Below are 26,044 nucleotides of genomic sequence, written 5' to 3' on the forward strand. Positions count from 1 at the left end.
CTCGACGCCGTCGGCCTCGACGAGCCCCTGCTTCAGCAGCCGCGCCAGCGTCGAATAGACCTGGCCGTAGTGCACCTGGCGGTCATGCCCGAAGCCGTCCCGAACACGAACTTCCCCGCCAGCCGCGGCAGGTCGAAGCGCTGGTAGTACTCCGGCAGCTTCTTCGGCGGCAGCCCGGCCAGGTCGAGCCACACGTTCTCCCGCGCCAGCGCCAGGAACGCCGCCACGTCGTACCACCAGCCGCGACCCCCGTGGGCGAAGACGAACTGCAGCGACGGGAAGTCTTCCACCACATCGGACAACAGCTCGGGATTGCCGAAACTGGTGCGGGAGCCGGGAAAGCTCGACGTTCCCGAGTGGAGGATCACCGGTACCCCGCGCTCGGCGCACAACGAGTAGACCGGGTAGAGCTCCTTGTCCGCCGGTGAGAACGCGCCGTGCACCGGGTGGATCTTCAGCGCCACCGCGCCCAGGTCCAGCTGCCGCTCGACCTCCGCCGCCGCCGGGTGGTGGACGTTCGGGTTGACGTTCGCCACCAGGCGGAACCGCTCCGGGTTGCAGGCCACCAGCGGCAGGTTGTCCTCGATCGGCTGGATCCCGGTCGCGCGCGGGCTGTACTCGCAGAACAACAGGACCCGGTCGACGCCTTCGGACTCCATCAGTTCGTCCATTGCGGACGGAACCACCTCGCCCGACGCCGAGTACACCGAACGCCACGGGTACGACCCGGCGAAGTCGTGCGCCCACTGCAGCCACGCGGGTTTCAGCGTCGGCAGCCTCGGTGCGTGGACGTGGGCGTCGACCACGAAGTGCCCGTCGATCACGGGCTCGGCACCACCCGCAGCACGTCGCGGACCTGCTCGCGGATCACGTTCCGGCGGATCTTGCCCGTCGCCGTCTTCGGCAGCTCGGCCAGTTCGACCACCCCGCGAGGTCGCTTGAACGCCGCGAGCCCCTCGCGGCAAAACTCGATCAGCTCGGCCGGGTCGACCGCGAAGCCGGGCGCGGCGACCACGCACGCCACCGGCTTGTCGAGGCCGTCGGCGTCCGGCGCGGCAACCACCGCGACCTCGGCCACCGCCGGGTGCTGCCGCAGCCGTTCCTCCACTTCGGACGGTGACACCCAGATCCCGCCCGCCTTCAGCATGTCCCCGAACCGGCCCAGGCAGGAATACGTCCCGTCCTCGTTCCGGACGTAGCTGTCGCCGGTCCGCAGCCACTCGCCCTGGAACACGAGCTTCGTCGCGTCGTAGCGGGCCCAGTAGCCGGTCGCCGTCGACGGCCCGGCCACGAACAGCTCGCCCGGCTTCCCGGCGGCGTCGATCACCGCCCCGGCTTCGTCGCGGAGCTGCACCGAATACCCCGGCACGGGGACGCCGGTGCTGCCCGGCCGCACCAGGCCCGGCTGGTTCGACAGGAAGATGTGCAGCGCCTCCGTCGACCCGATGCCGTCGAGGATCTCCAGCCCGAAGCGGGCGCGGAACCGTTCGAACAGCGACGCCGGCAGCGGCTCGCCGGCCGAAACCGCGTACCGCACCGAAGAAAACGAGTCGTCCGGGACGTCGCTGGCGAGCAACGCCGCGTAGAACGTAGGGACCGCGAAGAACAGCGACGGTCGCTCCTCACGAGCGCGGCGAGCGAACAACGCGGGCGTCGGCCGCGAAGGCTCCAGCAGCGTCGTGCCGCCCGCGCCGAGCGGGAAGAAGCAGGAATTCCCCAGCCCGTAGGCGAAGAACAGCTTCGGCACGGACAGGAACCGGTCCGCCGCCGTCGTCGCGAGCACCCCGCGCGCGTACGTCTCGCAGACCGCGCGGATGCTCGCGTGCCGGTGCATCGCGCCCTTCGGCTGCCCGGTCGTTCCCGACGTGTAGAGCCACAACGCCGGCGAGTCCTCCCACGTCCGTCCACTCGGGACCGGACCGGCCAGCGACGGCCAATCGTGCGTCCGGACGCCGAACCCGGCCGGGTCGCAGCGGTCGAGCACGACGTCGGTGACTTCAGGAGCGAGCGAAAGCGCCGCCTGCGCCTGGCCGGCGAACTCCCCGGACACGCACAGCACGCGCGCCCGCGAGTCGGCGAGCACCTGGCCCAGCTCCGGCCCGGTGACCATGGTCGACACCGGGACGGCGACCGCGCCGGCCAGCATCGCGCCGAGGATGCCGGTGAGCAGCTCGACGTCGTCGACCATGCAGAACATGACCCGCTCTTCGGGCCGTACCCCGAGTCCGGCGAGGCCACCGGCCACCCGCCGGGACTCCGCCGCGAGCTCGGCGTAGGTGAGCGAGCGGCGGGGCGACACGACCGCGGTCGCGTCCGGGCGCCCGGCCTGCAGCAGGTACTCCGCGGCATTGAACCCTGTCGCCACCAGGCCTCCTACGTGAGGTAGACGTACTCGTAGTCGATGGGCCTGCCGTTGATGCCCTGCCGCGGCGGCGCGACCCAGCTCGCGATCTTCCCCCGCTCGTACACCGGGCGCATCAGCGAACGGACGAACGTGAGGTCTTCGGTCGTGGGCAGCCACTTGCGTTTGCCCGCCTCCCAAGTCGCCTCGTCGACGATCGTGCCGTCGGGAGTGACGTGGTGGCCGGAGTTTATGCCCACTTCGCGGTTGAAGCCAGGGTGCGGCAACCGGAACGTGTGCTCGATCCCGGCCTCGGCGAGGATCTTGTTCCAGCGGTTGACGCCGGTCTGGCAGTCGGCCACGTACTCGCTGCGCAGGTCGAGGTTGAGCAGCAGGATCGCCTGCAGCTCCTCGGTGGTCCAGGTGCCGTCGCCGTTCGGCCGCTCCAGCGTGCGGGCGTCCTCGGTGAGCTTGTGGTCGTCCTTCCGGCGGGTCTCCTGCCAGCGGCCCTTGAGCCCGGCCGTGTAGTAGTTCGCCGCGTTCGTCGACGTCTCGCTGCCGAACAGGTCGAGCGAGACCGTGTAGTGGAAGTTGAGGTACTTCTGGATGATGTCGAGGGGGATGCCGCCGTGCGGGCCGATGTCGTACGTGTCGTGCTCGCGGATCAGCTCGGCGCTGCGGGTCACCACGCGGTCGACGCCGGTGGTGCCGACCATCATGTGGTGCGCTTCTTCCTTCAGCATGAACTCGCAGGTGCGCGAGAGCGGGTCGAAGGAGGACTCCTTGAGCGTGCCGAGCTGGTACTTCCCGTCGCGGTCGGTGAAGTAGGTGAACATGTAGAAGGCCAGCCAGTCGGCGGTTTCCTCGTTGAACGCGCCGAGGATGCGGGGCGCGTCGGGGCTACCCGAGTTGCGCAGCAGCAGCCCTTCGGCTTCGTCGCGGCCTTCGCGGCCGAAGTAGGCGTGCAGCAGGTACACCATCGCCCACAGGTGGCGGCCTTCTTCGACGTTGACCTGGAACAGGTTCCGCAGGTCGTAGAGGCTCGGCGCGGTCAGGCCGAGGAGTTTCTGCTGCTCGACCGACGCCGGTTCGGTGTCGCCCTGGATGACGATCAGCCGCTGCAGGTCGGCGCGGTATTCGCCGGGGACCTGCTGCCACACCGGCTTGCCCTGGTGCTCGCCGAAGGCGATCCGGCGGTCGGGGTCGCGCTCGGCGAGGAAGATGCCCCAGCGGTAGTCCGGGACGTTGACGTGGTCGAAGTGCGCCCAGCCTTCGCGGCCCACGCTGACCGCGGTGCGCAGGTAGACGCCCTGCGTCTCCAGGGTCGGCCCCATCTCGCCCCACCAGTGCAGGAACTTCGGCTGCCAGCCCTCCAGCGCCCGCTGCAGCCTGCGGTCTTCGGAGAGGTTGACGTTGTTGGGGATCTTGGCGTCGTAGTCGATCTTCTCGGGCATCTGCGCTAGACCCGCTTCCTGTCGAAGACGGCCTTCTGTCCCGTACCGTAGCGGCGCAGCGCGCCGTCCGGCCCGGATGCGTTCGGCCGGGTGAAAATCCAGTTCTGCCAAGCCGCCAGCCGGCCGAAGATCTTGGTCTCGATGGTCTCGGGCCCGACGAACCGGTGGTTGGCCTCCATCCCGGTGAGCGCGTCCGGCGAGAGCGACGCGCGGCCTTCGAGGGCGAGCCGGATCTCGTCCTCCCAGTCGAGGTCGTCCGGAGCGTCGGTGACCAGGCCGAGTTCGAGTGCTTCGGCGGCGCTGAGCTCGCGGTTCTTCTCGCGCGCGAGCCAGGCGAGGTGGTCGTCGTCGCCGTAGAAGCGCGCTTGGAGGCGGGTCAGGCCGTTGCCCATCGGGAACGCGCCGAAGTTCGCGTCGGTCAGCTCGACGGACGCGCGTTCGTCGCTGTCTTCGTCGTCGATCGGCGGGCCGTCCAGGATGTACTGGCGGTCGGCGGCCAGCGCGACCTCCAGCAGGGCGCCGGTGAAGCAGCTGCCCGGTTCGATGAGCGCGATCAGGCTGCGGCTGGTGACGTCGAGGCGCTTGAGGGTGCGCTTGAAGTAGTGCGTGATCTCGTTGGCGAGCCAGTCCTTCTGCCCCAGGACAGCCTCTTCGTGCGCACGCACCTTCGCCGGGTCGCCTTGCGTCCGCAGGATCCACGTCCCGGCCTCGACCTCGTTGGTGCGCAGCCGCAGGATGGCGTCGTCGAGTTCGCGGGTCATCGCGAGGAACCAGCCGTCCGCGCCCTCTTCGTGCAGGTCACCGGGTTCGGTTTCGGGGCCCTTGATGGTGATCGTGGCCTGGTTCTTCTCGACCTCGATGTCGACATAGCGATGTTCGAGCGGGGTCAGCTCGATGCCTTGCTCCACCGGCTTTTCCGAGCGCCGGGCGAGTTCCCGCGCCTTTTCCAGGACCTTCTCGCGGAAGTCCTGGCGGGGCACCAGTTCGTCGACCAGCCGCCAGTCGACCGCCGTCTTGCCCTTGACGCCGTCCGGGCGCGTGGCGAAGACGTCGGCGAGGTCCCGGCGCACGCGGCGCTTGTCGACGACCCTCGTGAGGCCGCCGGTGCCGGGCAGCACGCCGAGCAGCGGCACCTCCGGCAGCGCGACGGTCGAGGAGTTGTCGTCGATCAGGAAGATCTTTTCGCAGGCCAGCGCGATTTCGTAGCCGCCGCCGGCGCAGGTGCCGTTCACCGCGGCCACGTACGTCTGGCCGGAGTGCTCGGTGGCGTCCTCCATGCCGTTGCGGGTCTCGTTGGTGAACTTGCAGAAGTTGACCTTCCAGTGGTGCTCCGACGCGGCGAGCATGCGGATGTTCGCACCGGCGCAGAACACCTTGTCCTTGGCGCTGGTCACGATGACCACGCGGACTCCGGGGTGTTCGAACCGCAGCCGCTGCGTGGCGTCGTACAGCTCGATGTCGACGCCGAGGTCGTAGGAGTTGAGCTTGAGCTCGTAGCCGGGGACCAGCCCGCCCTGCTCGTCGACGTCCAGCTCCAGCCAGGCCACCTCCCCGTCGACCCGCAGGCGCCAGTGGCGGTACTCGTCCGGACGGCGGTCGAAGGCGACCGGTGTGGTGGTGGTCACCCCTCGATTGTCTACATGAGTCAGACGGACGTCAACGTTGTGTAGAAACTTGATCTCGGGTGGTCACCCGGTCGAGCGTCGTCCACGCCCAGGTGAGGAACACCCACAATGCCAGGCCGGCGGCGGCGTCGGTGAAGATCGTCGCGAACCAGAACGCGGGGATCTGCGGGACGCCGGTGAGGAAGTGGCCGAGCGTGACCATTCCGGCCAGCGAGTAGACCAAGAGGTACGCCAGCGCGCGGTGGTACCGGCCGTCCGCGTACGCGCGGTAGCCGAGCCAGCCGAACGCCGTGAGCACCACCCAGGCGACGGCGACCGTGATGCCGCCGACGAGCGGCGAGATGCCCTGCAGCTGTGGGTAGTCCGCGTACCGGATGGCGTTGTGCGCGTAGTGGATCGACGTGCTGAGCAGCGAGAAGCCGAGGATCACGCGAAGCGGTGTCAGTCCTCTGTCCATGACGGCCCCCGATTTGATAGATCGCTCTAGCGAAGGTACCGCGGGGCGGCCGCGCCGGGCAAGACACGGCCGCCCCGGGCGTCACACGAAGTCGATGCGGTGCTGCGCCACCGGGTAGCCCGCCTTCGCGAACGTCTTCGCCATCGGGACGTTGCCGACGTCGGTGCCCGCGACGATCCGGTCCGCGCCGTAGCCGACCAGGTCGTGGGTGGCCTCGACCAGCATGTCGTAGGCGTAGCCGTGGCCCCGGTGCTCCGGCACCACGGCGACGTAGCCGATCACCGGGTCGTAGACGTTGCGGCTCGGCAGGACGAGGCCGACCAGCTCGCCCACGGGCGTGTACGCCAGCCGCCACCAGTCCCGCGGCCCCGGCATCCACTTCATGATCTCGAGGTCCTCCTGCGCGGCCGCGTCGATGCCGTGCTCTTCGACGGTCTTCCGCACGTGCGCGTCGAGGCTGCCGACGTGCACCCGCTTGAAGACCTCGAGGACGACGTCGTCGTCCGGCTCCGGCCGGAACTCGAGCCGGCCGGTCTTCTCCGGCAGGCCGTTTTCCGGCGTCCAGCGGAAGCGGTAGCGCTCGACGAGCTTGCGGTAGCCCGCCTTTTCGGCCGCTTCGACCCGGCTGTTGACCTCGGCCGCGACCTCCGGGTCGTCCCGCCACGCCGGCGGCGTGTGGAGCGCGTATTCGGCGTGCAGCGGTGCGGTTTTCAGCAGGCGGACGGCCGCGTCGGAGTCGGTGAAGTCGAACCAGTCCAGGGCGACCGGGTCGTCGTCGCGGGACTTGGCCCACCAGGCGGCGCGGGCCACGACGACGTCGTCGCGCAGCGCGACCCAGACCCGCTCGGGCGGGTATTCGCCCCGCTTCGCCATCTCCTCGAAGTCGTCGCCGAGCAGTTTGCGGCCGACGAGTCCGCGGTCGGGCAGGGAGGTGAACAGTGCTTCTTCGCCCGCTTCGAGCGGGCGCACGACCAGTTCGGTCATGGAAATCCTTCCGGGAGGACGCGCTCCCGGTCAGACAGCCGGCACCCTCGTGGCCGGGTGGGAGCGCGTGATCGGTTGCGTGATCATCGGTCCCACCTCCTTTCGCCTGGTCGAGGGTGCGTCCGCGACCCTAGCCGGTCCCGCCCGCGGTGATCAACGGATTTTCTGCAGCACCACGCGCGTGCTCAGCCGCGGTTCGGCGTAGGAGTGCGACGCCTCCACGACGTACTCGCCCGCGATGTGCTGCCAGCCTTCGCGCCAGACCTCGGCCGACCTCGCCGTGATGGCGATGTCGGCCTCCACGGCCGCTCCGGGCCGGGCTTCGACGCTCGCGAACCCGGCCAGCCAGCGGTGCGGCCGGTCGCCGCGCTCGGTCGGGACGAGGTAGAGCTGGACGACTTCCCGCCCGGTGCGCGTTCCCGTGTTGCGGACGCGGACCCGGACCCGCGCGCCGCCTTCCTCGTCCGGGTAGGCGTCGATTTCTTCGTACTCCCACGTCGTGTAGCCCTGACCTTGGCCGAACCAGTACGCGGGTTGCCGATCGGTGCGGGCCCAAGCGCCGTAACCGATGTACACGCCTTCGCCGTACTCGAGCACGCCTTGTTCCGGCGTCACGTCGGTGACCGGCGCGTCTTCGAGCTTCGCCGGCCAGGTCGTCGGCAGGCGGCCGCCGGGCTCTTCGCGGCCGAAGAGGACGTCGGCGAGCGCGTCGCCGCCGGCCTGGCCGGGAAACCAGGTGAGCAGCACCGCGGCGACGTCGTCACGCCACGGCAGCTCGACCGGGGAACCGGCGTTGACGACCACGACGGTGTTGCGATTCGCTTCGGCGACCCGGGCGACGAGTTCGTCCTGACGGCCGGGCAGGGCCAGGGAAGTCCGGTCGAAGCCTTCGCTCTCGACCTCGGCGGTCGTGCCGACCACGACGACGGCGACCTCCGACTTCGCCGCGAGGGCCACGGCTTCTTCGAGGCTCGCGTCCGGGTCGAGGACCGGGCCGCGGTGCCCGAGCGCGAAGGTGACCCAGGCGAAGGTGCCTCTCGCGAACTCCGCCATCTCCGACGGGATCCAGTAGGTCAGGCTGACGTCGACCGGTTCGCCCGCGGTCAGCTCGACCTCCCGGCGTTGCTCGTGGACCTGCATGATCGACGTGAAGATGTCGCCGCCCTCCGGCAGGTTCACGCCGTCGAAGACGGTCTGGCCGGCGACGGTGAGGCGGAGGTCGCCGGGACCGGTGATGCCGAAGGTGTGCGTGCCGTCCGCGTCCGGGAGGAACGTGCCGGCGATCTCGACCGAGGCGAGCGTGCCGACGTCGAGGCCGGCCGGCAGTTCGCCGATCCAGTCGATCCTGGCTTTGCGCAAGGGGAATTGCGCGAGTTCGGTGCCGTCGGCGGCACGGGCGGTCGCGCGGATCCGGAAATTGTCGGTGGCGGTCGGTAACGTCGTCCGCGGATCGGCACCGAGTGCGTAGACGAGCTCGGTGCCTTCGGGAACGGCCGCTTTCAGGCCGTCGAGAGGGGAGACGACGTGGTCGGGGAACACGGTGGCACTGCCACCGCCCAGGATCTTCGGGTCCGCGGCGAGCGCGCCGATGAGCGCGATGCTCTGCGGCTCCCGCAGGGGCAGCAGGCCGGTTTCGTTGCGGAGCAGCACGAACGACCGGTGCGCGACCTCGCGCGCGATCGCGTCACCGTCCACATCGGACTCCTCGGGCGCGGGGCTGCCGCCGAGCGCGCCGGTCCGGTGCGCGAGCAGGAGCACGCGGCGCGCCATGGCGTCGACGACGGCTTCGTCGACTTCGCCGCCGCGAACGGCTTCGGCGAGCCGGGCGCCGAACACCGTGCGGGGGCCGGGCATGGCCACGTCGAGGCCGCCGTTGGCGGAGGCGACGGTGTCGCGCGCGGCCAGCCAGTCGGAGACGACGAAGCCGTCGAAGCCCCATTCGCCGCGCAGCACGCCGTTGAGGAGTCCGGCGTGCTGGGTCATCGTGGTGCCGTTGACGCCGTTGTAGGCGGCCATGATCCCCCACGGCTTCGCGCGCCGGACGATGAGTTCGAACGGCGCGAGGTAGAGCTCGCGCAGGGCGCGCTCGCCGACGCGGACGTCGGCGGTGAAGCGTTCGGTCTCGAAGTCGTTGGCGACGAAGTGCTTGACCGTGACGGCGACCCCGCCGTCCTGCACGCCGGTGACGTAGCCGGCGCCGATCATCCCGGTGAGGAGGGGGTCTTCGGAGTAGCACTCGAAGTGCCGGCCGCCCAGCGGCGAGCGGTGGAGGTTGACCGTCGGGGCGAGCAGCACGTGCACGCCCTTGCGCCGGGCTTCCTGCGCGAGCAGGCGGCCGGTCTTGACCGCCAGGCGCGGGTCCCAGCTCGCGGCGAGCGCGGTGGGGCTGGGCAGGGTGACGGAGGGGTCGTCCGGGCTCCAGCGCGTCCCGCGGACGCCGACCGGGCCGTCGGAGAGCACCAGCGACGCCAGCCCGATCCCCGGCAGCGCGGGAAGGGACCAGACGTCCTGGCCGGCGAGCAGGCTCGCCTTGGCGTCCAGGTCGAGCTCGGCCAGCAGCGCCTCGACGTCGAAGCTCATGCGCATCCTCCGCGATCGGTCCTGCCGTCACCCTACCTGGCGTCGAGTAGTGAACGTTATGCTTTCGTGACGGCTTGTCCCGTAGGCTCGGGATCATGACCCGGGCCAGGGGCGCCGACCGCCGAGCCAGCATCGTCCGAGCGGCGTTCGAGGTGATCGCCGAGCGCGGCTACCGAGGCACGTCCCTCGCCGCGGTCGCCGAGCGCGTCGGGCTGACGCAGCAGGGGCTGATGCACTACTTCCCCACGAAGGAGGACCTGCTGGCGGCGGTCCTGGAAACCCGCGACGAGTGGGACCTGCTGCACTTCGGCCACGCCCGCGCGGGCGACCCCTCGGCGATGACGGTGAACCAGCTGGCGGAGCTGGTCGACTACAACGCCACGCGGCCGGGCATCGTCCAGACGTACACGGTGCTGTCGGCGGACAGCGTCACGGAAGACCACCCGGCCCGCAAGTACTTCCAGGACCGCTACACCCGGGTCCGCGCCGGCATGGCCCAGATGCTGGAGCGCCACCGCGACGAGCTGCCGCCGGGAACAACGCCGGAGCAGCTGGCCCCCTTGGCCATCGCCCTGCTCGACGGCCTGCAGCTGCAGTGGCTCCTGGACCCGGAGGAGGTCGACATGTCGGCCGGGTTCCGCACGTTCCTGACCCTGCTGGGGGTGAAGCCGGACTGACCCTTCAGCCCATCCCCACGCTCTGCCGCTCCACCTCGATCAGCGCCACCACCCGCTCCTGCTCCCGCGAGTACGGGCGCCCGATGTACTTCGTCGCGATCCGGTCCACGATCTCCCACGCAGCATCGCCCTCGATCCATTCGGCCACCCGGCCGCGGATGATCACCGGCTCGAACGGGTTGTCCGGCGGGGTCAGGGAAAGCGCGACCCGCGGGTCGCGGCGCAGGTTGCGGGCCTTGCGCGAGTCCGGGCCGGTCAGGATGGCGATGTGGTCGCCCTCCGGGTCGACCCAGACCGGGACCGAATGGGGCGCGCCGTCGGGCAGGACGGTCGCGAGGTGACCGATCGCGGTGGTGGCGAGGATGCGGCGGACGTCGGCGTCGAGCATGGTCGGCTCCTTGTGGTGGTCGGGGTTCAGGCGACGGTGTAGTGGAGGTGGGTGACGCCGGGCGCGGCCACGGCCTCGACCAGGCTCAGCCGCACGTGCGCGGGCAGCTCCTGGAAGAACGACCGGCCGCCGCCGAGCAGCACGGGGACCTGGTGGAGGACGATTTCGTCGACGAGGCCGGCCTGCAGCGCCGAGGCCAGGACACCGCCGCCCATCAGGCCGACGTCCTTGCCGCCGGCCGCCTCGCGGGCCGCCGCGATCGCGTCTTCGACGTTGCCGACGAGCGTCTGCCGCTCGGTCAGCTCCGGCGCGGGCCGGTGGCTGACCAGGAACAGCGGCGCGTTCGGGTGCGGGCTGCCGCCGCCGAAGTGCTCCGAGTCTTCGTAGGTGTTGCGGCCCGCCACGATCGCGCCCACCCGGCCGGCGAGCGAGTCGAAGATGCGGGCGCTGGGCTCGCTGAGCTTGAAGAAGTCGAAGACCCGGCTCCGGGTGTCCCCGTCGGAGTACCAGTCGAAGAGCGTCCCGCCGTCGCCGAGGCCCTGGCCGGGGCGCGCGCCGCGGCCGGTGATGTAGCCGTCGACCGACACGGCGTGGGCGCTGAAGACCTTGCTCATCGTGGCATTCCCTTCTGGGTTCCTTCAGGAGACTCCAGAACCGTAGCAGCTCAAGTTCCCTGAGGGAACCCCGAGTGCTAAACTCGCCTCATGCAGCGCACGAACTTCAGCGACCTGGCCGCGTGCTCGATCGCGCGCACGCTCGACGTCATCGGCGAACCGTGGTCACCGCTGATCCTGCGGGACATCTGGGCCGGGTTCAGCCGGTTCGAGCAGCTCCAGGCGGACCTCGGCATCTCGCGCAAGGTGCTCACCGAACGGCTGAACCACCTGGTCGAGCAGCAGGTCCTCGAGCGCCGCCCGTACGACCGCCGTCCGCGCTACGAGTACGTCCTGACCGAGAAGGGCACCGAGCTGGTCGACATGCTGATGGTGATGACCCGCTGGGGCGACAAGTGGCTGGCGGGCGAGGCCGGGCCGCCGGTGCTCTACCGCCACCACGCGTGCGGCGAGATCAGCAGCGTCGACCTGCGCTGCGCCCACTGCGGCGAGCCGATGCACGCCAACGACGTCGACGTGCTCGCCGGCCCCGGCGCGACCCGCTAGTCACAGCAAGCGCGGCTGGGCGACCACCGCGCGCAATCGCTGCAGCGTGCGCAGCGTCGTCTCCAGATCCTCCTGCGACACCTCGGCCGCCACGTCCTCCGCCCAGGCGACCTGCGCCGCGCCCAGCTCCCGCATTGCCGCGCGCGCCCGCCGCGTCAACGACAGCAACGGCGCCCGCGCGTCGGCGGGGTTCGGCAGGCGGTCCAGCATTCCGTTGCGCAGCAAGCGGTTCACCGTCTCCTGCACGCTCTGCCGGCGCAACCCGCGCCGGCGTGCCACCTCCGCCGCGGTCGCCGGGCCGTCCTCCAGGAAGCCGAGGACCTGCCACTGCGCCGCGGTCAGCCCGACCGGCTCGGTCAGTGCGTCGCCCGCGGCGAGGAACCTGCCGTTGCACGCGAAGACCGCGTCGATCACGCGGGTGAACGTTTCGGCTCGGGGTGACCGCATGCGTGCTAGTCTCGCACATCGACAGGTACCTGTCGAAATGGAGACGACCATGGACATGCCCCGCCTCGGCCCGGCGCACGACGCGCTGAAGGCGTTCGTCGGCGACTGGACCGGCACGGAGGACCTCGCCGCCTCGCCGTGGGCGCCGGCCTCGACCGCGCACGCGGACTGCGAATACCGCTTGGCGCTCAACGGTTTCGCCGTCGTCCAGCACTACCGGCAGCGCCGCGAGGACGGGTCGGAGTTCCTCGGCCACAACGTCTTCACCGCGGATCCGGCCACCGGCGAGACGCTCTGGTACGGCTTCGACAGCTACGGCTACCCGCCCGAGTCGCCCGCCCGTGGCGGCTGGAGCGGCGCGACGCTGACCCTGGAGAAGGTGACCGCGCGCGGGGTGGCGCGGCACCGGCTCACCCCGGACGGCGGGACGCTGACGCACGAGATCGACGTCCGGATGGGTGAAAGCCCGGAATACCGGCCGTTTTTGCGCGCCCGGTACACCCGGAAGGGCCAGTAGCGGGCCAGAAACTGTCGGACCCCCGGAGTACAGATGGGGGCGTGACCGGAACCGCCGACCCGCCCCCGCTGATCGGGGTCGAGAACCTGAAGATGCCCGAGTGGGCACGCGTCGACGAACGCGTGGCCGCGTCGAGCTTCGGCCAAGCCGTGCGCACGCTGCCCACGGCGATCTCGGTCGTGCTGCGGCTGGCCTGGCGCACGTCGCCACGGCTGACGCTGCTGGCCGCCGTCGTGCACGTCGTCTCCGGCTGCGTCACGGCGTTCGGGCTGCTCGCCACCGCGAACGTCTTCACCGCGCTGCTCGAACAGGGGCCGACCCCGGAGCGCGTGCTGCAATCGCTGCCGGCGATCGCGGTCGTCACCGGGTCGTACGCGGCGCGGGCGTTGCTGGACGCGGCCGTCGCCGCCGTCGAAGGCGCGCTGCGGCCCCGGGTCACCGCGGCGGCGGACGACGCGGTGACGGCCGCGGTCGTGCGCGTCGGGCTGATCGCGTTCGAGGACGCGGACTTCCGGGAGCTGGCCCGGCAGGGCGCGCGGTTCGGCGTGCGGGCCATCGAGACGAGCCTGCGGCGGCTGGCCGACCTGACGTCGTCGGTCATCTCGCTGGCGGCGGCGATGATCACGGCCGGGCTGCTGAACCCGTGGCTGGCCCCGGTGCTGCTGCTCGCCGCGGCGGCCGACGGCTGGTCCGCCGCGCGCATCGCGAAGCTGAACTACCGGCACTTCCTGGACACCGTCGGGCGCAACATCCGCAAGTCGGTCGTCGAAGAGGTCGCCACCTGGCGCTCGATGGCCCTCGAGCGGCACGCGCTGACGCTGCAGGAGCCGTTGCTCGGCGAGTACCGGCGCATCTCGCGGAGCCTCACGCGCGAGGAGATCCGGCTGGCGCACCGGAGCAACCTGGTGCGCACGACCGGCCGGGCGGCGGCGGGCTTCGGCACGGCCGTGGCGTACCTGGTGCTCGGGTGGCTGCTCTACACCGGCGGGATGGAGCTGGCGCTGGCCGGCACGGCGGTGCTGGCGATGCGCACGGCGTCGACGGCGCTGTCCAACACCATGCGCGCGGTCAACTCGCTGTACGAGGATTCCTTCTACATCGGGTTCTACAACCAGCTGCTCGCGGAGTCCCGGAAGCGGCAGCCGCCGCCGGCGTCGGTGACAGCGCCCGCCGACCCGGGCGAGATCCGGCTGGACGGCGTCACGTTCACCTACCCGGGCCGCGACAGCCCGGCGCTGCGCGACATCTCGGTGACGATCCGGCGCGGCGAGGTGGTCGCGCTGGTCGGCGAGAACGGCTCGGGCAAGACCACCCTCGGCAAGCTGCTCACCGGCCTCTACCCACCGGACGAGGGAACGGTCCGCTGGGACGACGTCGACCTGGCGGAGGCCGACCCGGCATCGGTGCACGCGAACATCGCCGTGATCGCCCAAGAGCCTGCGGAGTGGCCGATGACGGCGGCGAACAACATCACGATCGGCCGCCTCGGCCGCCCGGACCCGGAGGGCCACGCCTGGCACGAAGCGGTCGACTACTCGGGCGCGGACGAGGTGATCGAATCCCTGCCCGCCAAGGAGAAAACGGTGCTGTCGAAGAAGTTCGACGAGGGCCACGACCTGTCGGGCGGCCAGTGGCAGCGCATGGGCATCGCCCGGGGAATCTACCGGGACGCCTCGGTCCTGGTGGCCGACGAGCCGACAGCGGCCCTCGACGCCCGCGCGGAGGCCCGGGTGTTCGCAGGCCTCCAGCACGCAAGCCGTTCGGGCCGCGGCCGCCGCACGACGGTCCTGGTGACCCACCGGCTGGCCAACATCCGTTCGGCAGACCGGATCCTGGTCCTGGAGAAGGGAAGGTTGATCGAAGAAGGCACCCACGACGACCTGATCAAAGCGGGCGGCGTCTACCACGAGCTGTACGAGATCCAGGCCCGCGCCTACCGCAACGGCCCACCCTGACCGCACCCCGCCACGCCCGCGCACCCGCCCCGCGCACCCAACCGGCCGACCCGCCACTCGACCGACCGGCCCGCGCACCCAGCCGGTCGGCCCGCCCACTCGACCGACCGGGCCGCGCACCCAGTCGGTCGGCCGGGCGTACCCGCACGGTCGGCCCGGGTGCCCGGTCGGTCGGCTCGCCGGTCGACCCTCCAGACACGCGAACCGACCCTCCGAGGACGCCGGCCGGCCCTCCAGGCACGCGAGGTCGCCGAGCCGGACCTCGTCACTCGCGTGATCGAGGCCGCATGTCGCGTGATCGGGCGCGGAACTCCCGTGATCAGCGGCGTATCTCGCGTGATTAGCGGCGTATCTCGCGTGATTAGCGGGGCATCTCGCGTGCTCGGCGGGTCAGGTGGCGAGGGTGAGGGAGCCCAGGTGGGAGAAGTGGGCGGCGATGCGGGACCCGCGGCGGAGGGGGACCGCGTCCGTCATGCCGCCGGTCAGGACCAGCCAGCCCGGCTCCAACGCCAAGCCCCGGGATGCGAGGGCGTTGGCCGCCAAGGCGAGCGCCTCCGCCGGGTGGCCCAGGACGGCCGCGCCCGTGGCCGTGTCGACGATCTGGCCGTCGACCTCCAGCAACGCCGCCTCCAGGGACAGGTCCAGCGATGCCGGCGGTACCGCCACCGGTCCCACGCTGAAGTACGCCGACGACCCGTTGTCCGCGACGGCGTCCGGCAGCGTGAAGCGGTAGTCCTCGTAGCGGCTGTCGATCACCTCGATGCCGCCGTACACGCGGTCGACCGCCGCCAGGGCCGTTGCCGCCGTCACGCCCGGGCCCGCCAGCCGGTGTCCCATGACGAACACCAGCTCCGGCTCGGCTCGCGGGTGGATCAGCGACGGCACCGGCACGCCCGCCGGCAGCACCATCGCGTCCGTCAGCCAGGCCAGCAACGGTGCGTCGATGCCCATCCGCTGCTGCTTGGCGCGGGACGTCAGCCCCAGCTTCACCCCGATCAGCGTCTCCCCGCGGGCCCGCCGCTGGCGCAACGCCTCGTCCTGGATCGCGTACGCCGTGTCGACGTCCAGGTCCGGCCACTCCTCCGAGAGCGGCGCCCGCTCCGAGACCGTTCCCAACAACGAAGCGGCTGCCTCTCGCACGTTCACGATTCCTCCGAAAACACCGCGGTGACGCTGCCGAGGCCGGCGATCGTCGCGACGATCGTGTCGCCCGGGGACACCGGGATCGCCCGGGTCATCGAGCCCGGCAGCACGACGTGGCCGGGCTCCAGGGTCACCCCCAGCGGCCCCACCGTGTTCGCCAGCCACACCAGCGAGTTCAACGGCGACCCGAGCACCGCGCCGCCCGCGCCCGTCGCCGCCACCGCACCGTTCTGGTACAGCACGCAACCCGCCAACCGGAGATCGACCGAACCCAACGCAGTCGGCTTGCTGCCCAGCACCACCCCGCCCGACGACGCGTTGTCCGCGATCGTGTCGAACAGCGAGATCTTCCAGTCCCGGATGCGGGAGTCGACGATCTCCAGCGACGGCAGCACGAAGTCGACCGCCCGGACCGCGTCGGCGACCGTCACGCCCGGGCCGCGCAGGGCCGAGCCGAGCACGAAGGCGATCTCCGGCTCGATCCGCGGCTGCAGGAACGCCGACGTCGGGATCGGCTGGTGCTCCAGGTGGAACATGTTGCCGGTGAGGTGCCCGTAGTCGGGCTGGTCGACGCCCATCTGCCGCTGCATCGCCGCCGACGCGAGGCCGACCTTGTGGCCGCGGACGGCGTCGCCGCCCTCGACCCAGTGCCGCACCTGCTCCTGCTGGATCCGGTAGGCGTCCTCGACACCCGCGTCGGGATACGTCTTGATCAGCGGCTCGATCGGCTCACGCGTGGCGTAGGCCCCCGCCAGTGCGGCCGCGGCCTCCTGCACCTTGCTGACATCCACCTCCGGGACTCTGCCGTGCGCGGCGGGCAGGCACAAGCGCGGATGTTCCGTCCAGCGGAACTCTCGCCGGGCAATCTCTTGCGCGCGAGATAAATCGAGCGTAGCGTGGAGAACACCACCAGGAAGGGACGTGAGGGACATGGCACCGACCCAGGCCGAGGTCACCAAGCTCGCCGAAGCCCGCGACGCGCTGCGCGAGCGCCACCTGCGCCCGGCCGCCGAACGCCCGGCGACGAACGGGCGCGGCATCCACCACACCGCGCTGATCTCCAGCGACGTCGAGCGGACCATCGAGTTCTACCAGGACATCCTCGGCTTCCCGCTCACCGAACTCATCGAAAACCGGGACTACCCCGGCTCGAGCCACTTCTTCTTCGACGTCGGCAACGGCAACGCGGTCGCCTTCTTCGACCTGCCCGGTCTGGACCTCGGCCCGTACGCGGAAGTCCTCGGTGGCCTGCACCACCTGGCCCTCTCGGTCACGCCCGAACGGTGGAGCGCGATCAAGGACAAGCTCGACGAGGCCGGGGTGAAGTACCTGCTGGAGAGCAAGACCTCCATCTACCTGTCCGATCCGGACGGTGCCCGCGTCGAGCTGATCTCCGACCCGCTCGGCGAGATGTACGGCGAGAAGATCGGCTGAAAGCGTGGTCCGGGCGTCGCGCGCCAACTAGCCTGTGCGCGACGTCTGGAGGTCCGATGTCCGACTGGTCGCTCTCCCGCGCGAAGGCGCGGCTCGATCACCGCGAGCTGCTCGACGAACTCACCGCGCGCACCCGCTTCGAGGTCCGGCTGCACCTGAACGAACCGGCCACGAACGGCGCCTACGACGAGCTCACGAGCATCTTCGCGATCGGGCACGGCGAGTGCGCCGCCCTCCTGCAGCACCACCGGCTGCTGCCGTGGTGGGAGCGGGCGCTGCTGTTCCGCTACGCGCGGCGCATGCACGGCAAGGCGATCACGCGCAGTGTCGGCGTCGTGCCCGCAGAGGTCGCGCCGCAGGCCGCCCGCGCGTTCGGCGCCGAGATCGCGGAACTGGCCCCCGGCTCCGGGGACACCGGCGCGAAGTACGACCTGCAGGGCCGTGGCCTGCTGACCGTCTTCCGGATCGCGGTCGGCGCCAAGGGCGAAATCTGGCCGGACCGCCACGAGGTCGCCACGACGTCCGCCCGCAACATCCTGACCTGCGCCGCGACCTTCGCCCGGCGGAAGCCGTGGCACGTGATCTGGCCCGTCTACCGGGTGCGCGGCCTGCGGCTCTGGAAGCTTTGACCCCGGTGCAGCGTTCCACCGGTATGAACGCAGAGGAAATCCTCGCCGGCGCGAACACCATCGCCGTCGTCGGCCTGAGCCGCGATCCGGCCAAGGCCGCGCACGGCGTCCCGGCGGTCCTGCAGGCCCACGGCTTCCGGATCATCCCGGTGCACCCGACCGCGACCGAGCTGCTCGGCGAAAAGGTGTACCGGTCGCTGAAGGACATCCCGGAGCCGGTGGACCTCGTCGACGTCTTCCGGCCGTCCCCCGAAGCGCCGGGCATCGCCCGCGAGGCCGTCGAAATCGGCGCCAAAGCGCTGTGGCTGCAACAGGGCATCGTCTCCGCCGAAGCGCGCCGCATCGCCGAGGAGGGTGGGCTCGCCTACGTCGAGAACCGGTGCACCGCGGTCGTCCGCGCGACCGCCTCGATCACGAAGAGCTAGCTCCGAAGTGGACGATCCGGTGGTTGCCCGGCTCGGTGACCCAGACGCCGCCCGCGCCGTCGTCGGCCATGTCCCTCGGCGAGCCGATCGGCTCGGCCGTGTCGGGTAACGCGGCGCCGGTGCGGATGTCGAACCGGGCGACGCGCCCGGTGTCGTCGACCAGCAGCCGCCCGGCTCGGTCGAGCGCCACCGCGCGGGGCCGGCCCAGGCCGCCGAACTCGCGCACGAAGCCGCCCTGCCACGAAAACTGCACCACGCGGCGGTTGCCGGTGTCGGCGACGTAGACGTTGCCCGCCGCGTCGACCGCGACGCCCTCGGGCGCCTTGAGCCGCCCGGCCAGGACGCGCACGAGCGCGCCGTCGCGGGTGAAGGCCTGGACCCGGTCGTTGCCGGTGTCGGCCACCCAGACGCGGCCGCGCGTGTCGACGGCGATCCCCGAGGGCGCGCGGAACTGCCCCGGCCCGGCGCCGGGCCCGCCGAACGCACGCGGCAGCGCGGCGACTTCACTGCTGGTCACGGCACCAGGATCACCGGCGGCGGGCCGGTGCGGCCAGCGCCGGGACGAGTGTTCAGCGACTGTTCCGCCTCCGCTCACCAGCTCCAGCGGGAGCACGTCCGCCGGTCGAGGAAGCTGTACGCGGGCAGGGGCCCGAGCCAATCGGCCTGGACACCGTCGTCGCGCGCGAGCCCGGCGACGGTGTCCCGGACGACGAGCAGATCGCCCAAGCCGACCAGGAACGCCCACCGCTCGTCGGCGCTCTCGCCCGCCGGCAGCGCCACGGAGTCGCGGGCGCGTTCGGCGACCCGCGACAGCAGCACGTCCGAGCGGGCCGCCCGCCACGCCGACCCGGGTTCGGTGAACCGCAGGCAGACGTGCACCTCGGCCAGGCCGTCGAGCCGGTCGAGGTCGGCGCGGTAGGTGTCCGCGGCCGGGGCGAGCACCTCGGTGCGGACGGCGTCCTCGTCCTCGGCCACCGTGCCGAACCGGACCGGCAGCACCGGGCCGCCCTCGACGAGCGCGGACACCACCGCCAGGTGCGCGGCCGGGTCGGGCTCGGGGTCGCCGACGACCATCGCGAGGTCCTCCCAGCAGACCGTGCGCGGTGCGCGCGGGTGCCCGGCCCGGACGACGCCGTAGAGCTGCAGCGTCACGGCTGTTCGACGGGGATGGCCGGCGCCGGGGGCACGGCCACCGCGGGGGTCGGCGGCGGGGGCGGGATCAGCCCGACGGTCTGGTCGAGCCCGATGGAGACCTGCCCGGGGTTGGGCTGCTGCGCCTGCGCGTTCACCCGCTGCATCGCTTCGAGGTAGCGGATGTAGGTGTCGACGCTGGCGATCACCACCCTGGCCTCGATCGACAGCAGTTCGATCCCGATCAGGGACACCTTCACCGTGGCGTCGATGACGAGTCCCTTGTCCAGCAGGATGTTGAGGGTGTCGGCGAGTCCGCCACCGGTCTGCCCCGGTCTGGTCACTTCGCTCCTTCGGTTGCGGGGATGTCGTCGAGGGCGGCGCGGATCTCGGCGAACCGGAGCTCCAGCGCGATGAGGGCCTGGCCGAGCGCTTCGACCTGGGCCGGGGTGAGGGTGCCGGCGTCGAGCCGGCGCAGGGCCTGCCGCTCCAGCACTTCCTTGAGGATGTCGAGCACGGTGACGACGAGGTGCCCGAGCCCGCGGCCGGCGTCGGCGGCGATCCGCTGGGTCATCCGGGCTCGCCTTCCAGCCCGAGCAGCAGCAACCGCAGGTCGAGCCGCACGAGGTCGATGCCGGCGAGGGAGATGATGACGTCCCCGGTGACGACGGCGCCGCGGTGCACGACCCGGTCGAGCAGGTCGACGATGGCCTCGGCGGCGTTGGTGCCGGACGGGGTGAAGACCTCGGGCAGCAGGTCGGGTTCAGCCATTCGCCGTCGCTCCGAGCTCGAGGTCGGTGAACGAGTACGGCGGCCAGGGGCCCGACGTCTCCACCGTCGCCCCCGCCGCGCTCAGCTCGCGGGTGAACCACTCGACCTCCGCGTGGAAGTCCGCCTCACGACCGGTCTCCACCAGGTACGCCGTGTTCATCAGCACGCCGTGCGGCCGGGCGCGTTCCACGCTGTCCGCCGACTGCCGCCGCAGCGCCTCCTGGAGCCGGCCGGCCGCGCCGGCCACGTCTTCGCGGGCGCGCTGGATCGCCTTCAGCCGTTCGCGCCGCCGGACCAGGTACTGCGTCCCGGTCAGGCCCGCCGCGTCCGGCCGGGTGGTCGCCGCCGGCTCCGAATGCCGCACCCGGACGCCCCACTCGCGGTGGCCGGCCACCTCGTCGAGGCAGTCGCTGGCCTGGTCGTAGCCCGCTTGCAGGAGCCGGAGCGCGGCGTCTTCGCCGTCGAGGACCGTGCCGAACCGCAGCGGCAGCACCGGTTCGCTGCGGAACACCGCGCGCACCACGGCGTCGTGCTCGCGGGCCAGCTCGGCGAGCGTGCCGTCGACCGGGTCGAGCGTGTCGATGCTGTCGAAGCGCGCCGGCGCCACCTCGGCGACCACCACGCCGAGGTCGCGGTAGCCGATCAACCGCGGCGCCGGCCCGATGTCCAAAGCGGACGGACGGTTGCGGGTGATCGCGTACGCGCAGAGCCAGTTTCCGGTGCTCACCGCGGTTCTTCCCTCCCGCCCGGCACGGGCAGCCGGGCCTCCAATTCGGCGACGCGCGCCGCCAGGTCGGACGCCCCCAGTTCCGCTCGCGCGGCATTCGGGGCGAAGAACGGATCGTTCGTCCACCAGTCCATGCCCATTTCCCGGGCGGTCTGCGCGGACGCGATGAACAGCCGGATCCGCAGCGTCAGCAATTCGACTTCGACGACGCTGACGCCGATGTCACCGGCGATGACGACGCCCTTGTCGAGCACGCGTTCCAGAATGTCCGCCAACGAATCGGACGAAGCGGCCAATCGTGTCGACCTTCCTTTCAGGAATCGGTGGCGCCCCGCGTGAACCGGCGCAGCCGCTCGCACGCGCCGAGTTCGCCGTCGGCGTCGACGTCCACCCGGTAGGTGGCCATCACACTGGTGGAGTCCGGAATCCGGGCCAGCTCGACGACGTCGACGAGCACGGACCAGCCGCCGTCGCCCCGGCCGCGAATCCCGGTCACGGCGTGCGGAGTGAGCCCGGTCACCATGGCGAACTGGTCCTTCGCGGCCCGAATGGCATCGGCGGCGCGGAGCCGGGAAACGGATTTCCCGGCGGCATCGGGCGCATTTTTGTTTTGGGCAGGCAACGGCAGTGGCGATTCCGTCATCGCTTTCCTAGTCACGGGGTGGGTGCCCACCGTAGCAACACCGACGTTCACGTGCAGGACCGTCGCGGGACGGCATTTTTCACCGGTTCGCGCGCACGATTGGGCGGTCCGCGGCAACCACGGGCGACAAATGGCGCAGCACGTGGGCGTCCAGCGGAACCAATTTCCGGAAAACGCCCAATTGATTACGATCGAGTAACGTCCACCAGGCGGTAGCCGACCCCGCGGACCGTCTCGATGGTGTGGGTGCCGAACGGCGTGTCGATCTTGCGCCGGAGATAGCCGATGTACACCTCGACGACGTTCTCGTCGCCGTCGTAGTGCGCGTCCCAGACGTGGCTCAGGATCTCGTTCTTCGACAACGCCGTTCCGGCCCGCCGCAGCAGGAACTCCAGCAACCCGAACTCCCGCGCGGTGAGCTCGATCCGCTTTTGTCCCCTGTGGACAGTACGGGCGGACGGGTCGAGCCGCAGGTCGCCGGCCTCCAGCACGGCCGGCCGGGCCGGGGCACCGCGCCGCAGCAACGCGCGCAGCCGGGCGATCAGCACGACGAAGGAGAACGGTTTGGACAGGTAGTCGTCGGCGCCGAGGTCGAACGCGTCGGCTTCGTCGTACTCGCCGTCCTTGGCCGTCAGCATCAGCACCGGCGTCCAGTTCTCCGCCGCGCGCAGGCGTTTGAGCACCTCGTAGCCGGACAGCTCGGGCAGCATGATGTCGAGCACCACGACGTCGTACGCGTGCTCGGTCGCCCGCCAGAGGCCCTCGCGGCCGGTGTGCGCGACGTCGGCGGTGAAGCCCTCGGCCACCAGACCGCGCCGCAGCGTCTCCGCGAACTCGCGCTCGTCCTCCACGATCAGCAGGCGCACTACTCCTCCTTCGGCAGTTCGATCACCGGCAGCTCGATCACGAACCGCGCGCCCGGCTCGCCGGACTCGGCGTAGCGCGCCCGGCCGCCGTGGCGGGCCGCGATGCCGGCCACGATCGGCAGGCCCAGCCCGGTCCCGCCGTGCCCGCGCTGCCGCGACGCGTCGAGGCGGACGAACCGCTCGAAGATCCGCTCGCGGTCGGCTTCCGCGACGCCGGGGCCGTCGTCGCTCACCTCGATGACGGCCAGGTCGCCGCGCACCGCGCTGCTGACGCGGATGCGCGAGCGCGCGTGCCCGCGGGCGTTGTCGACCAGGTTGCGCACGGCCCGCCGCAGCTGGGCCTCGCTGCCGTGCACCTTCGCCGGCCCCGCGCGCACTTCGACGTCCGCCGTGGTCTCCCCGCGGACGCGCTCGGCTTCGGCGCGGACGATGTCGTCGAGGTCGACCTCGGTGCGCTGCGGCCGGTCGGTCGCGTCGTCGGTGCGGGCCAGCATGAGCAGGTCGTCGACGAGCTCGCGCAGCCGCGCGGTTTCCCGGGCGATCACCGGCACCAGGTCGCCGGTGCTCTCCGGGTGCCGCCCGGAGACGTCGAGAGCGGTGCTTATCGTCGAGAGCGGTGATCTCAGTTCGTGGCTGGCGTCCGCGACGAACCGGCGTTGCGCGGCCTGGGCCGACGCGAGCCGGGACAGCATTTCGTTGAGCGTCACGGCCAGGCGGTGCACCTCGTCGCCGCCCGGCGGCAGCGGCACGCGCGCGGCGAGGTCGCGCGTGGAGATCTCCGCGACGGTCCGGCGCATCCGCTCGACCGGCCGCAGCGCCGAGCCGACCGCGCGGTACACCGCGAGCCCGGCGATGGCCAGCAGCGGCACGGCGATCAGGCCGAGCAGCAGCGTCAGCCGTGTCGAGGCCTCCGTGACCGGTTCCAGCGAGCGCGCGGAGATCACGGTGAACGGCCCGCCCGGACCGGTCACCTCCTGCGACACGACGCGGTAGTCGTCGTTGTCGCCGTTCAGCCCGAGCGGCAGCGTTTCGACGATCTCGTGCCCGACGACCGGGCGGGCCGTGGTCAGCGGCGGGTGCCCGACGATCGCCGGGTCGCTCGCGATCGGCGTCCCGCGCGCGTCCAGGACCTGCGTGACGGCCTCGGTGTCGCCGGTGCTGGCGACGTCGCTCGCGCTCAGGTCGCGCGCGCCCTCGCGGATGAGCTGGATGGCGACCTGCCGCCCGGTGCTGCGGGCACTCTCGGTGACGCTGCGGTCGAGCGACTCCTCCAGCAGCAGCACCACGACCACGCAGCCGACGGCGATGGCCAGCGCGAGCGCGAACACCGCCACCGCGGTGGTGCGCATCCGGACGCCGGTCGCGGCGACCACCTTGCCCAGTCTCACCAACGCAGCGTAACCACGAACGAGGCCGGCACGCGGGCGGACCAGCGACGGGACGCTCGCCGCCACCCCGTCACGCGCCCCGGCGCCGGCGCGGGACGGCGAGCCGCTCCCCGCGCAGCCGCTCGACCTCGGCCAGGTCCAGCGGGCCGAGCGGGTGCCCGACCGTCCAGGCCAGCAGCAGGTCGGCCAGCGCGGGGTTGCGGGCGAGCGCCGGGCCGTGCAGGTAGGTGCCGACGACCCGGTCGGTCACCGCGCCCTCGGTGCCGTCGCCGTTGCCGGTGCCGCGCACGACCCGCCCGAGCGGCTCGCTGTCGGCGCCGAGCTTGCTGACGCCCAGGTGGTTTTCGAACCCGGTCAGCGTCTCGCCGTCCAGCAGCCGGGACGGTGTCGCGACCAGCTCGGCGACCGCGCGCTGCTCGCCGGGTTCGGTGGTGACGTCGAGCAGGCCGAGCCCGTCGTGGTCGACGCCGTCGAGGCCGCGGAAGCGGGTGCCGAGCACCTGCAGGCCCGCGCACACGCCGAAGACGACCGCACCGGCCGCGACGGCCCGGCGCAGGCCGGGGTACTTGCGCAGGTGCGCGGCGGCCAGCACCTGGGCGCCGTCTTCGCCGCCGCCGAGCAGGTAGAGGTCCAAAGTGGACGGCACCGGTTCGCCGAGCCCGACCGGGACCACCTCGGCGTCGAGCCCGCGCCACTGCAGCCGCTTGCCGAGCACCTGGGCGTTGCCGGTGTCGCCGTAGGTGCCGAGCACCTCGGGCAACAGAAGTCCGATGTGGACGGTCGAATCAGCCACTCGGCAACCTGCCCACCAGGTCGCGGAACGCGGTGTAGTTGGCGACCAGCTCGACGGCGCCGGGCGGCAGCGCGTCGATCGCGGTGACCGGGTCCGGCTCGGCCCAGTGCGCGACCTCGGCGTAGCAGAGCCGGACGGACAGGTCGGCGCCGCGCTCGCCGGTGACGACGACCTGGCGCCCGCGGAGCCGTTCGAAGTGGACGTCCCACAGCCAGGACAGGTCGCGGCCGTCGGCCTCCTGGGCGTTGACCGCGACGACGACCGGGGTGTCCTCGTCCAGCACGCGCAGCGTTTCCACCCAGCCGGCCGGGTTCTTGGCCAGCATCAGCCGCACGGAGTGCCGCGACCGGCGGATCGTCCGGTAGCGGCCGCCGATGTCGGTGATGGTCCGCAGCCGGGCGGCGGCGGTGTGCGGCGGCACGCCGAGCCGGTGCGCCGCGGCGAGCGCGAGGGCGGCGTTCGCGCGGTTGACCTCGCCGGGCAATCGCAGGTCGAGGTCGACCTGACGGCCACCGGGGGTGACCACGAGTTCGCCGTCGAGCGTCCACCCGGGTTCCGGGCGGGCGAGGCCGCACCCGCAGCTCCAGTGCCGGTCCTGGGTTTCGACGCGGCCTTCGCAGCGCGGGCACGCCGTCGAGTCCCCGGTCCAGCGGCGGCCGGCGCCGACCCAGACGGCCTTCGCGGCGGCGCTCGCGGCGGAGGTCACGAGGACGTCGTCACAGTTCGCGACGACGACGGTGCCGTCCAGGCCGGCGATGGCGGCCCGCAGGTCGCGTTCGGTGGCGCGGACCTCGCCGACCCGGTCGAGCTGGTCGCGGCTGAGGTTGAGCAGGACGAGGACGGCGGGCCGGACCTGGTCGGCGACCCAGGGGACGTAGGTTTCGTCGACCTCGAGGACCGCGTAGGGCGCGCCGGGGCGGGCGGTCAGGGCGGCGAGGACGCCATCGGGCATGTTCGCGCCATCGCTGTTGGCGGCGACCTCGGCGAGCGTTTCGAGCGCGCGGGTGAGCATCAGCGAGGTGGTGGTCTTGCCGTTGGTGCCGGTGACGAGCACAACGGTGCGTTCACGCCCGAGCCGGCGCAGGGCGAGCGGATCGAGGGCCAGGGTGACGCGGCCACCGATCATCCCGCCGCGGCCGAGCCCGGAGCTGCGCGAGAGCCAGGCGGTAAGCCGCCCGGCGGCCACGGACGCGCGGGTACGGAGGGGACTTCGCAGGGACATCGCCTGGATGGTGCCTGCGAGCCGCTGTGATTTTCCTGAGTCCGTGGCGCGCGTCTCGCGGGGCGGCCTTGGTGGTGGGCTGGGCTCGCGGTCTGTTCGGCCGATGCCCTGGTCCCCGGGGGCGCACCAGGTCACTCCACCGGCCCGAACGAGACGCGGACGCCAGACCGGCACCCCACCCAGACCTCCCCTGCCACCCCGATCCGAAGCCAGCACGCGGACGGTGGTGCCGGGTCAAGGCACGCTTTCCCGCCTTGACGCGGTACCACCGGCCGTAGTGACAATCG

At 71.7% G+C, this 26,044-nt stretch carries 31 protein-coding genes; 7 read left to right on the plus strand and 24 right to left on the minus strand.

Annotation, left to right across the window (positions count from 1 at the left end; genetic code table 11):
- Positions 1–32 precede the first annotated feature (32 nt).
- From ACWDN5_RS36410 to ACWDN5_RS36440, 7 genes are all read right to left on the minus strand, one after another.
- On the minus strand, positions 33–824 hold the full coding sequence (locus tag ACWDN5_RS36410; protein WP_449679478.1) for an amidohydrolase family protein: 792 nt from the start codon (positions 822–824) through the stop codon (positions 33–35).
- Entirely contained in the window at positions 821–2,365 is a 1,545-nt protein-coding gene (locus ACWDN5_RS36415) for a benzoate-CoA ligase family protein (protein WP_449679479.1), read from the minus strand. The genes ACWDN5_RS36410 and ACWDN5_RS36415 overlap by 4 nt, the downstream gene beginning before the upstream one ends.
- Before the next feature lie 8 nt (positions 2,366–2,373).
- Positions 2,374–3,795: a benzoyl-CoA 2,3-epoxidase subunit BoxB gene (gene boxB, locus ACWDN5_RS36420; RefSeq protein ID WP_449679480.1), complete on the minus strand. Its 1,422-nt coding sequence runs from the start codon at positions 3,793–3,795 to the stop codon at positions 2,374–2,376.
- 5 nt (positions 3,796–3,800) lie between these two features.
- Complete coding sequence (gene boxC / locus ACWDN5_RS36425; protein ID WP_449679481.1) at positions 3,801–5,420, minus strand: 2,3-epoxybenzoyl-CoA dihydrolase; 1,620 nt, start codon at positions 5,418–5,420, stop codon at positions 3,801–3,803.
- 31 nt (positions 5,421–5,451) lie between these two features.
- Positions 5,452–5,877 carry a hypothetical protein gene (locus ACWDN5_RS36430; protein ID WP_449679482.1) on the minus strand — a complete coding sequence of 142 codons (426 nt, stop codon included), beginning with the start codon at positions 5,875–5,877 and terminating at the stop codon, positions 5,452–5,454.
- A gap of 81 nt (positions 5,878–5,958) precedes the next feature.
- On the minus strand, positions 5,959–6,861 hold the full coding sequence (locus tag ACWDN5_RS36435; RefSeq protein ID WP_310968840.1) for a GNAT family N-acetyltransferase: 903 nt from the start codon (positions 6,859–6,861) through the stop codon (positions 5,959–5,961).
- 153 nt (positions 6,862–7,014) lie between these two features.
- The gene (locus tag ACWDN5_RS36440; protein ID WP_449679483.1) at positions 7,015–9,441 is read right to left on the minus strand and encodes a beta-glucosidase H; all 2,427 of its coding nucleotides are present in this window, start codon (positions 9,439–9,441) and stop codon (positions 7,015–7,017) included.
- Between the two features lie 95 nt (positions 9,442–9,536).
- Here ACWDN5_RS36440 and ACWDN5_RS36445 point away from each other — a divergent pair, with 95 nt between their 5' ends.
- Positions 9,537–10,118, plus strand: coding sequence for a TetR/AcrR family transcriptional regulator (locus ACWDN5_RS36445; RefSeq protein WP_310968842.1), 582 nt, complete (start codon positions 9,537–9,539; stop codon positions 10,116–10,118).
- 4 nt (positions 10,119–10,122) lie between these two features.
- Here the strand turns inward: ACWDN5_RS36445 and ACWDN5_RS36450 are convergent, their stop codons facing one another.
- Together ACWDN5_RS36450 and ACWDN5_RS36455 are read right to left on the minus strand one after the other, a co-directional pair.
- Positions 10,123–10,506 (minus strand): PPOX class F420-dependent oxidoreductase, encoded by a 384-nt coding sequence (locus ACWDN5_RS36450; protein WP_310968844.1) that lies wholly within the window; start codon positions 10,504–10,506, stop codon positions 10,123–10,125.
- Positions 10,507–10,532: 26 nt separating this feature from the next.
- Positions 10,533–11,120 (minus strand): dihydrofolate reductase family protein, encoded by a 588-nt coding sequence (locus ACWDN5_RS36455; protein ID WP_449679484.1) that lies wholly within the window; start codon positions 11,118–11,120, stop codon positions 10,533–10,535.
- A 90-nt stretch (positions 11,121–11,210) separates the two neighbouring features.
- Between ACWDN5_RS36455 and ACWDN5_RS36460 the strand changes: the two genes are divergently transcribed.
- Positions 11,211–11,666 carry a winged helix-turn-helix transcriptional regulator gene (locus tag ACWDN5_RS36460; RefSeq protein WP_310968846.1) on the plus strand — a complete coding sequence of 152 codons (456 nt, stop codon included), beginning with the start codon at positions 11,211–11,213 and terminating at the stop codon, positions 11,664–11,666.
- Here the strand turns inward: ACWDN5_RS36460 and ACWDN5_RS36465 are convergent, their stop codons facing one another.
- Positions 11,667–12,113, minus strand: coding sequence for a MarR family winged helix-turn-helix transcriptional regulator (locus tag ACWDN5_RS36465; protein WP_449679485.1), 447 nt, complete (start codon positions 12,111–12,113; stop codon positions 11,667–11,669).
- A gap of 49 nt (positions 12,114–12,162) precedes the next feature.
- Between ACWDN5_RS36465 and ACWDN5_RS36470 the strand changes: the two genes are divergently transcribed.
- Complete coding sequence (locus tag ACWDN5_RS36470) at positions 12,163–12,630, plus strand: DUF1579 family protein (RefSeq protein WP_449679486.1); 468 nt, start codon at positions 12,163–12,165, stop codon at positions 12,628–12,630.
- Between the two features lie 41 nt (positions 12,631–12,671).
- Positions 12,672–14,585 carry an ABC transporter ATP-binding protein gene (locus ACWDN5_RS36475; protein ID WP_449679487.1) on the plus strand — a complete coding sequence of 638 codons (1,914 nt, stop codon included), beginning with the start codon at positions 12,672–12,674 and terminating at the stop codon, positions 14,583–14,585.
- 390 nt (positions 14,586–14,975) lie between these two features.
- Here the strand turns inward: ACWDN5_RS36475 and ACWDN5_RS36480 are convergent, their stop codons facing one another.
- Positions 14,976–15,731 (minus strand): 2-keto-4-pentenoate hydratase, encoded by a 756-nt coding sequence (locus ACWDN5_RS36480; RefSeq protein WP_449679488.1) that lies wholly within the window; start codon positions 15,729–15,731, stop codon positions 14,976–14,978.
- A complete protein-coding gene (locus ACWDN5_RS36485; protein ID WP_449679489.1) occupies positions 15,728–16,519 on the minus strand; it encodes a 2-keto-4-pentenoate hydratase in 792 nt (263 codons plus the stop codon). The genes ACWDN5_RS36480 and ACWDN5_RS36485 overlap by 4 nt, the downstream gene beginning before the upstream one ends.
- 139 nt (positions 16,520–16,658) lie before the next feature.
- Here ACWDN5_RS36485 and ACWDN5_RS36490 point away from each other — a divergent pair, with 139 nt between their 5' ends.
- Genes ACWDN5_RS36490 through ACWDN5_RS36500 form a run of 3 tightly spaced genes read left to right on the plus strand, consistent with a single transcriptional unit; the run spans position 16,659 to position 18,216 of the window.
- Positions 16,659–17,162, plus strand: a complete 504-nt coding sequence (locus ACWDN5_RS36490; RefSeq protein WP_310968855.1) for a VOC family protein — start codon at positions 16,659–16,661, stop codon at positions 17,160–17,162.
- A gap of 56 nt (positions 17,163–17,218) precedes the next feature.
- Positions 17,219–17,791 (plus strand): hypothetical protein, encoded by a 573-nt coding sequence (locus ACWDN5_RS36495; RefSeq protein WP_310968857.1) that lies wholly within the window; start codon positions 17,219–17,221, stop codon positions 17,789–17,791.
- Positions 17,792–17,814: 23 nt separating this feature from the next.
- Entirely contained in the window at positions 17,815–18,216 is a 402-nt protein-coding gene (locus ACWDN5_RS36500) for a CoA-binding protein (protein ID WP_449679490.1), read from the plus strand.
- On the opposite strand, the gene ACWDN5_RS36505 is transcribed toward ACWDN5_RS36500, so the two are convergent.
- The 12 genes from ACWDN5_RS36505 to ACWDN5_RS36560 form a co-directional block, all read right to left on the minus strand.
- Complete coding sequence (locus ACWDN5_RS36505) at positions 18,203–18,733, minus strand: NHL repeat-containing protein (protein WP_449679491.1); 531 nt, start codon at positions 18,731–18,733, stop codon at positions 18,203–18,205. The genes ACWDN5_RS36500 and ACWDN5_RS36505 overlap by 14 nt on opposite strands.
- A 74-nt stretch (positions 18,734–18,807) precedes the next feature.
- Positions 18,808–19,368, minus strand: a complete 561-nt coding sequence (locus ACWDN5_RS36510; protein WP_449679492.1) for a GvpL/GvpF family gas vesicle protein — start codon at positions 19,366–19,368, stop codon at positions 18,808–18,810.
- The gene (gene gvpJ, locus ACWDN5_RS36515) at positions 19,365–19,691 is read right to left on the minus strand and encodes a gas vesicle protein GvpJ (protein WP_449679493.1); all 327 of its coding nucleotides are present in this window, start codon (positions 19,689–19,691) and stop codon (positions 19,365–19,367) included. The genes ACWDN5_RS36510 and gvpJ (ACWDN5_RS36515) overlap by 4 nt, the downstream gene beginning before the upstream one ends.
- The gene (locus tag ACWDN5_RS36520) at positions 19,688–19,921 is read right to left on the minus strand and encodes a gas vesicle protein K (protein ID WP_310968864.1); all 234 of its coding nucleotides are present in this window, start codon (positions 19,919–19,921) and stop codon (positions 19,688–19,690) included. Before ACWDN5_RS36520 ends, gvpJ (ACWDN5_RS36515) begins: the two co-directional genes overlap by 4 nt.
- The gene (gene gvpJ / locus ACWDN5_RS36525) at positions 19,918–20,118 is read right to left on the minus strand and encodes a gas vesicle protein GvpJ (protein ID WP_310968865.1); all 201 of its coding nucleotides are present in this window, start codon (positions 20,116–20,118) and stop codon (positions 19,918–19,920) included. Before gvpJ (ACWDN5_RS36525) ends, ACWDN5_RS36520 begins: the two co-directional genes overlap by 4 nt.
- Positions 20,111–20,845 carry a GvpL/GvpF family gas vesicle protein gene (locus ACWDN5_RS36530; RefSeq protein WP_449679494.1) on the minus strand — a complete coding sequence of 245 codons (735 nt, stop codon included), beginning with the start codon at positions 20,843–20,845 and terminating at the stop codon, positions 20,111–20,113. Before ACWDN5_RS36530 ends, gvpJ (ACWDN5_RS36525) begins: the two co-directional genes overlap by 8 nt.
- Positions 20,842–21,141, minus strand: coding sequence for a gas vesicle protein (locus ACWDN5_RS36535; protein WP_449679495.1), 300 nt, complete (start codon positions 21,139–21,141; stop codon positions 20,842–20,844). Before ACWDN5_RS36535 ends, ACWDN5_RS36530 begins: the two co-directional genes overlap by 4 nt.
- Before the next feature lie 17 nt (positions 21,142–21,158).
- On the minus strand, positions 21,159–21,539 hold the full coding sequence (locus tag ACWDN5_RS36540) for a gas vesicle protein GvpO (RefSeq protein ID WP_449679496.1): 381 nt from the start codon (positions 21,537–21,539) through the stop codon (positions 21,159–21,161).
- 134 nt (positions 21,540–21,673) lie between these two features.
- Entirely contained in the window at positions 21,674–22,354 is a 681-nt protein-coding gene (locus ACWDN5_RS36545) for a response regulator transcription factor (RefSeq protein WP_310968869.1), read from the minus strand.
- Positions 22,354–23,742 (minus strand): sensor histidine kinase, encoded by a 1,389-nt coding sequence (locus tag ACWDN5_RS36550; protein WP_310968871.1) that lies wholly within the window; start codon positions 23,740–23,742, stop codon positions 22,354–22,356. The genes ACWDN5_RS36545 and ACWDN5_RS36550 overlap by 1 nt, the downstream gene beginning before the upstream one ends.
- A gap of 70 nt (positions 23,743–23,812) precedes the next feature.
- Entirely contained in the window at positions 23,813–24,535 is a 723-nt protein-coding gene (locus ACWDN5_RS36555; protein ID WP_449679497.1) for a type 1 glutamine amidotransferase, read from the minus strand.
- Positions 24,528–25,757, minus strand: a complete 1,230-nt coding sequence (locus tag ACWDN5_RS36560; RefSeq protein WP_310968874.1) for a MurT ligase domain-containing protein — start codon at positions 25,755–25,757, stop codon at positions 24,528–24,530. Before ACWDN5_RS36560 ends, ACWDN5_RS36555 begins: the two co-directional genes overlap by 8 nt.
- Positions 25,758–26,044: the final 287 nt, after the last annotated feature.

Source organism: Amycolatopsis sp. NPDC003731, from assembly GCF_053586895.1.

Bases quoted from the DNA above. Each gene is read 5' to 3' on its own strand.
- ACWDN5_RS36450 (WP_310968844.1), bottom strand. From the start codon at position 10,506: ATGCTCGACGCCGACGTCCGCCGCATCCTCGCCACCACCGCGATCGGT.
- ACWDN5_RS36520 (WP_310968864.1), bottom strand. From the start codon at position 19,921: ATGACCCAGCGGATCGCCGCCGACGCCGGCCGCGGGCTCGGGCACCTC.
- gvpJ (WP_310968865.1), bottom strand. From the start codon at position 20,118: ATGGCTGAACCCGACCTGCTGCCCGAGGTCTTCACCCCGTCCGGCACC.
- ACWDN5_RS36495 (WP_310968857.1), top strand. From the start codon at position 17,219: ATGTCCGACTGGTCGCTCTCCCGCGCGAAGGCGCGGCTCGATCACCGC.
- boxB (WP_449679480.1), bottom strand. From the start codon at position 3,795: ATGCCCGAGAAGATCGACTACGACGCCAAGATCCCCAACAACGTCAAC.
- ACWDN5_RS36460 (WP_310968846.1), top strand. From the start codon at position 11,211: ATGCAGCGCACGAACTTCAGCGACCTGGCCGCGTGCTCGATCGCGCGC.
- ACWDN5_RS36455 (WP_449679484.1), bottom strand. From the start codon at position 11,120: ATGAGCAAGGTCTTCAGCGCCCACGCCGTGTCGGTCGACGGCTACATC.
- ACWDN5_RS36430 (WP_449679482.1), bottom strand. From the start codon at position 5,877: ATGGACAGAGGACTGACACCGCTTCGCGTGATCCTCGGCTTCTCGCTG.
- ACWDN5_RS36440 (WP_449679483.1), bottom strand. From the start codon at position 9,441: ATGAGCTTCGACGTCGAGGCGCTGCTGGCCGAGCTCGACCTGGACGCC.
- ACWDN5_RS36490 (WP_310968855.1), top strand. From the start codon at position 16,659: ATGGCACCGACCCAGGCCGAGGTCACCAAGCTCGCCGAAGCCCGCGAC.
- ACWDN5_RS36465 (WP_449679485.1), bottom strand. From the start codon at position 12,113: ATGCGGTCACCCCGAGCCGAAACGTTCACCCGCGTGATCGACGCGGTC.
- ACWDN5_RS36470 (WP_449679486.1), top strand. From the start codon at position 12,163: ATGGACATGCCCCGCCTCGGCCCGGCGCACGACGCGCTGAAGGCGTTC.
- ACWDN5_RS36445 (WP_310968842.1), top strand. From the start codon at position 9,537: ATGACCCGGGCCAGGGGCGCCGACCGCCGAGCCAGCATCGTCCGAGCG.
- ACWDN5_RS36435 (WP_310968840.1), bottom strand. From the start codon at position 6,861: ATGACCGAACTGGTCGTGCGCCCGCTCGAAGCGGGCGAAGAAGCACTG.
- ACWDN5_RS36560 (WP_310968874.1), bottom strand. From the start codon at position 25,757: ATGTCCCTGCGAAGTCCCCTCCGTACCCGCGCGTCCGTGGCCGCCGGG.
- ACWDN5_RS36500 (WP_449679490.1), top strand. From the start codon at position 17,815: ATGAACGCAGAGGAAATCCTCGCCGGCGCGAACACCATCGCCGTCGTC.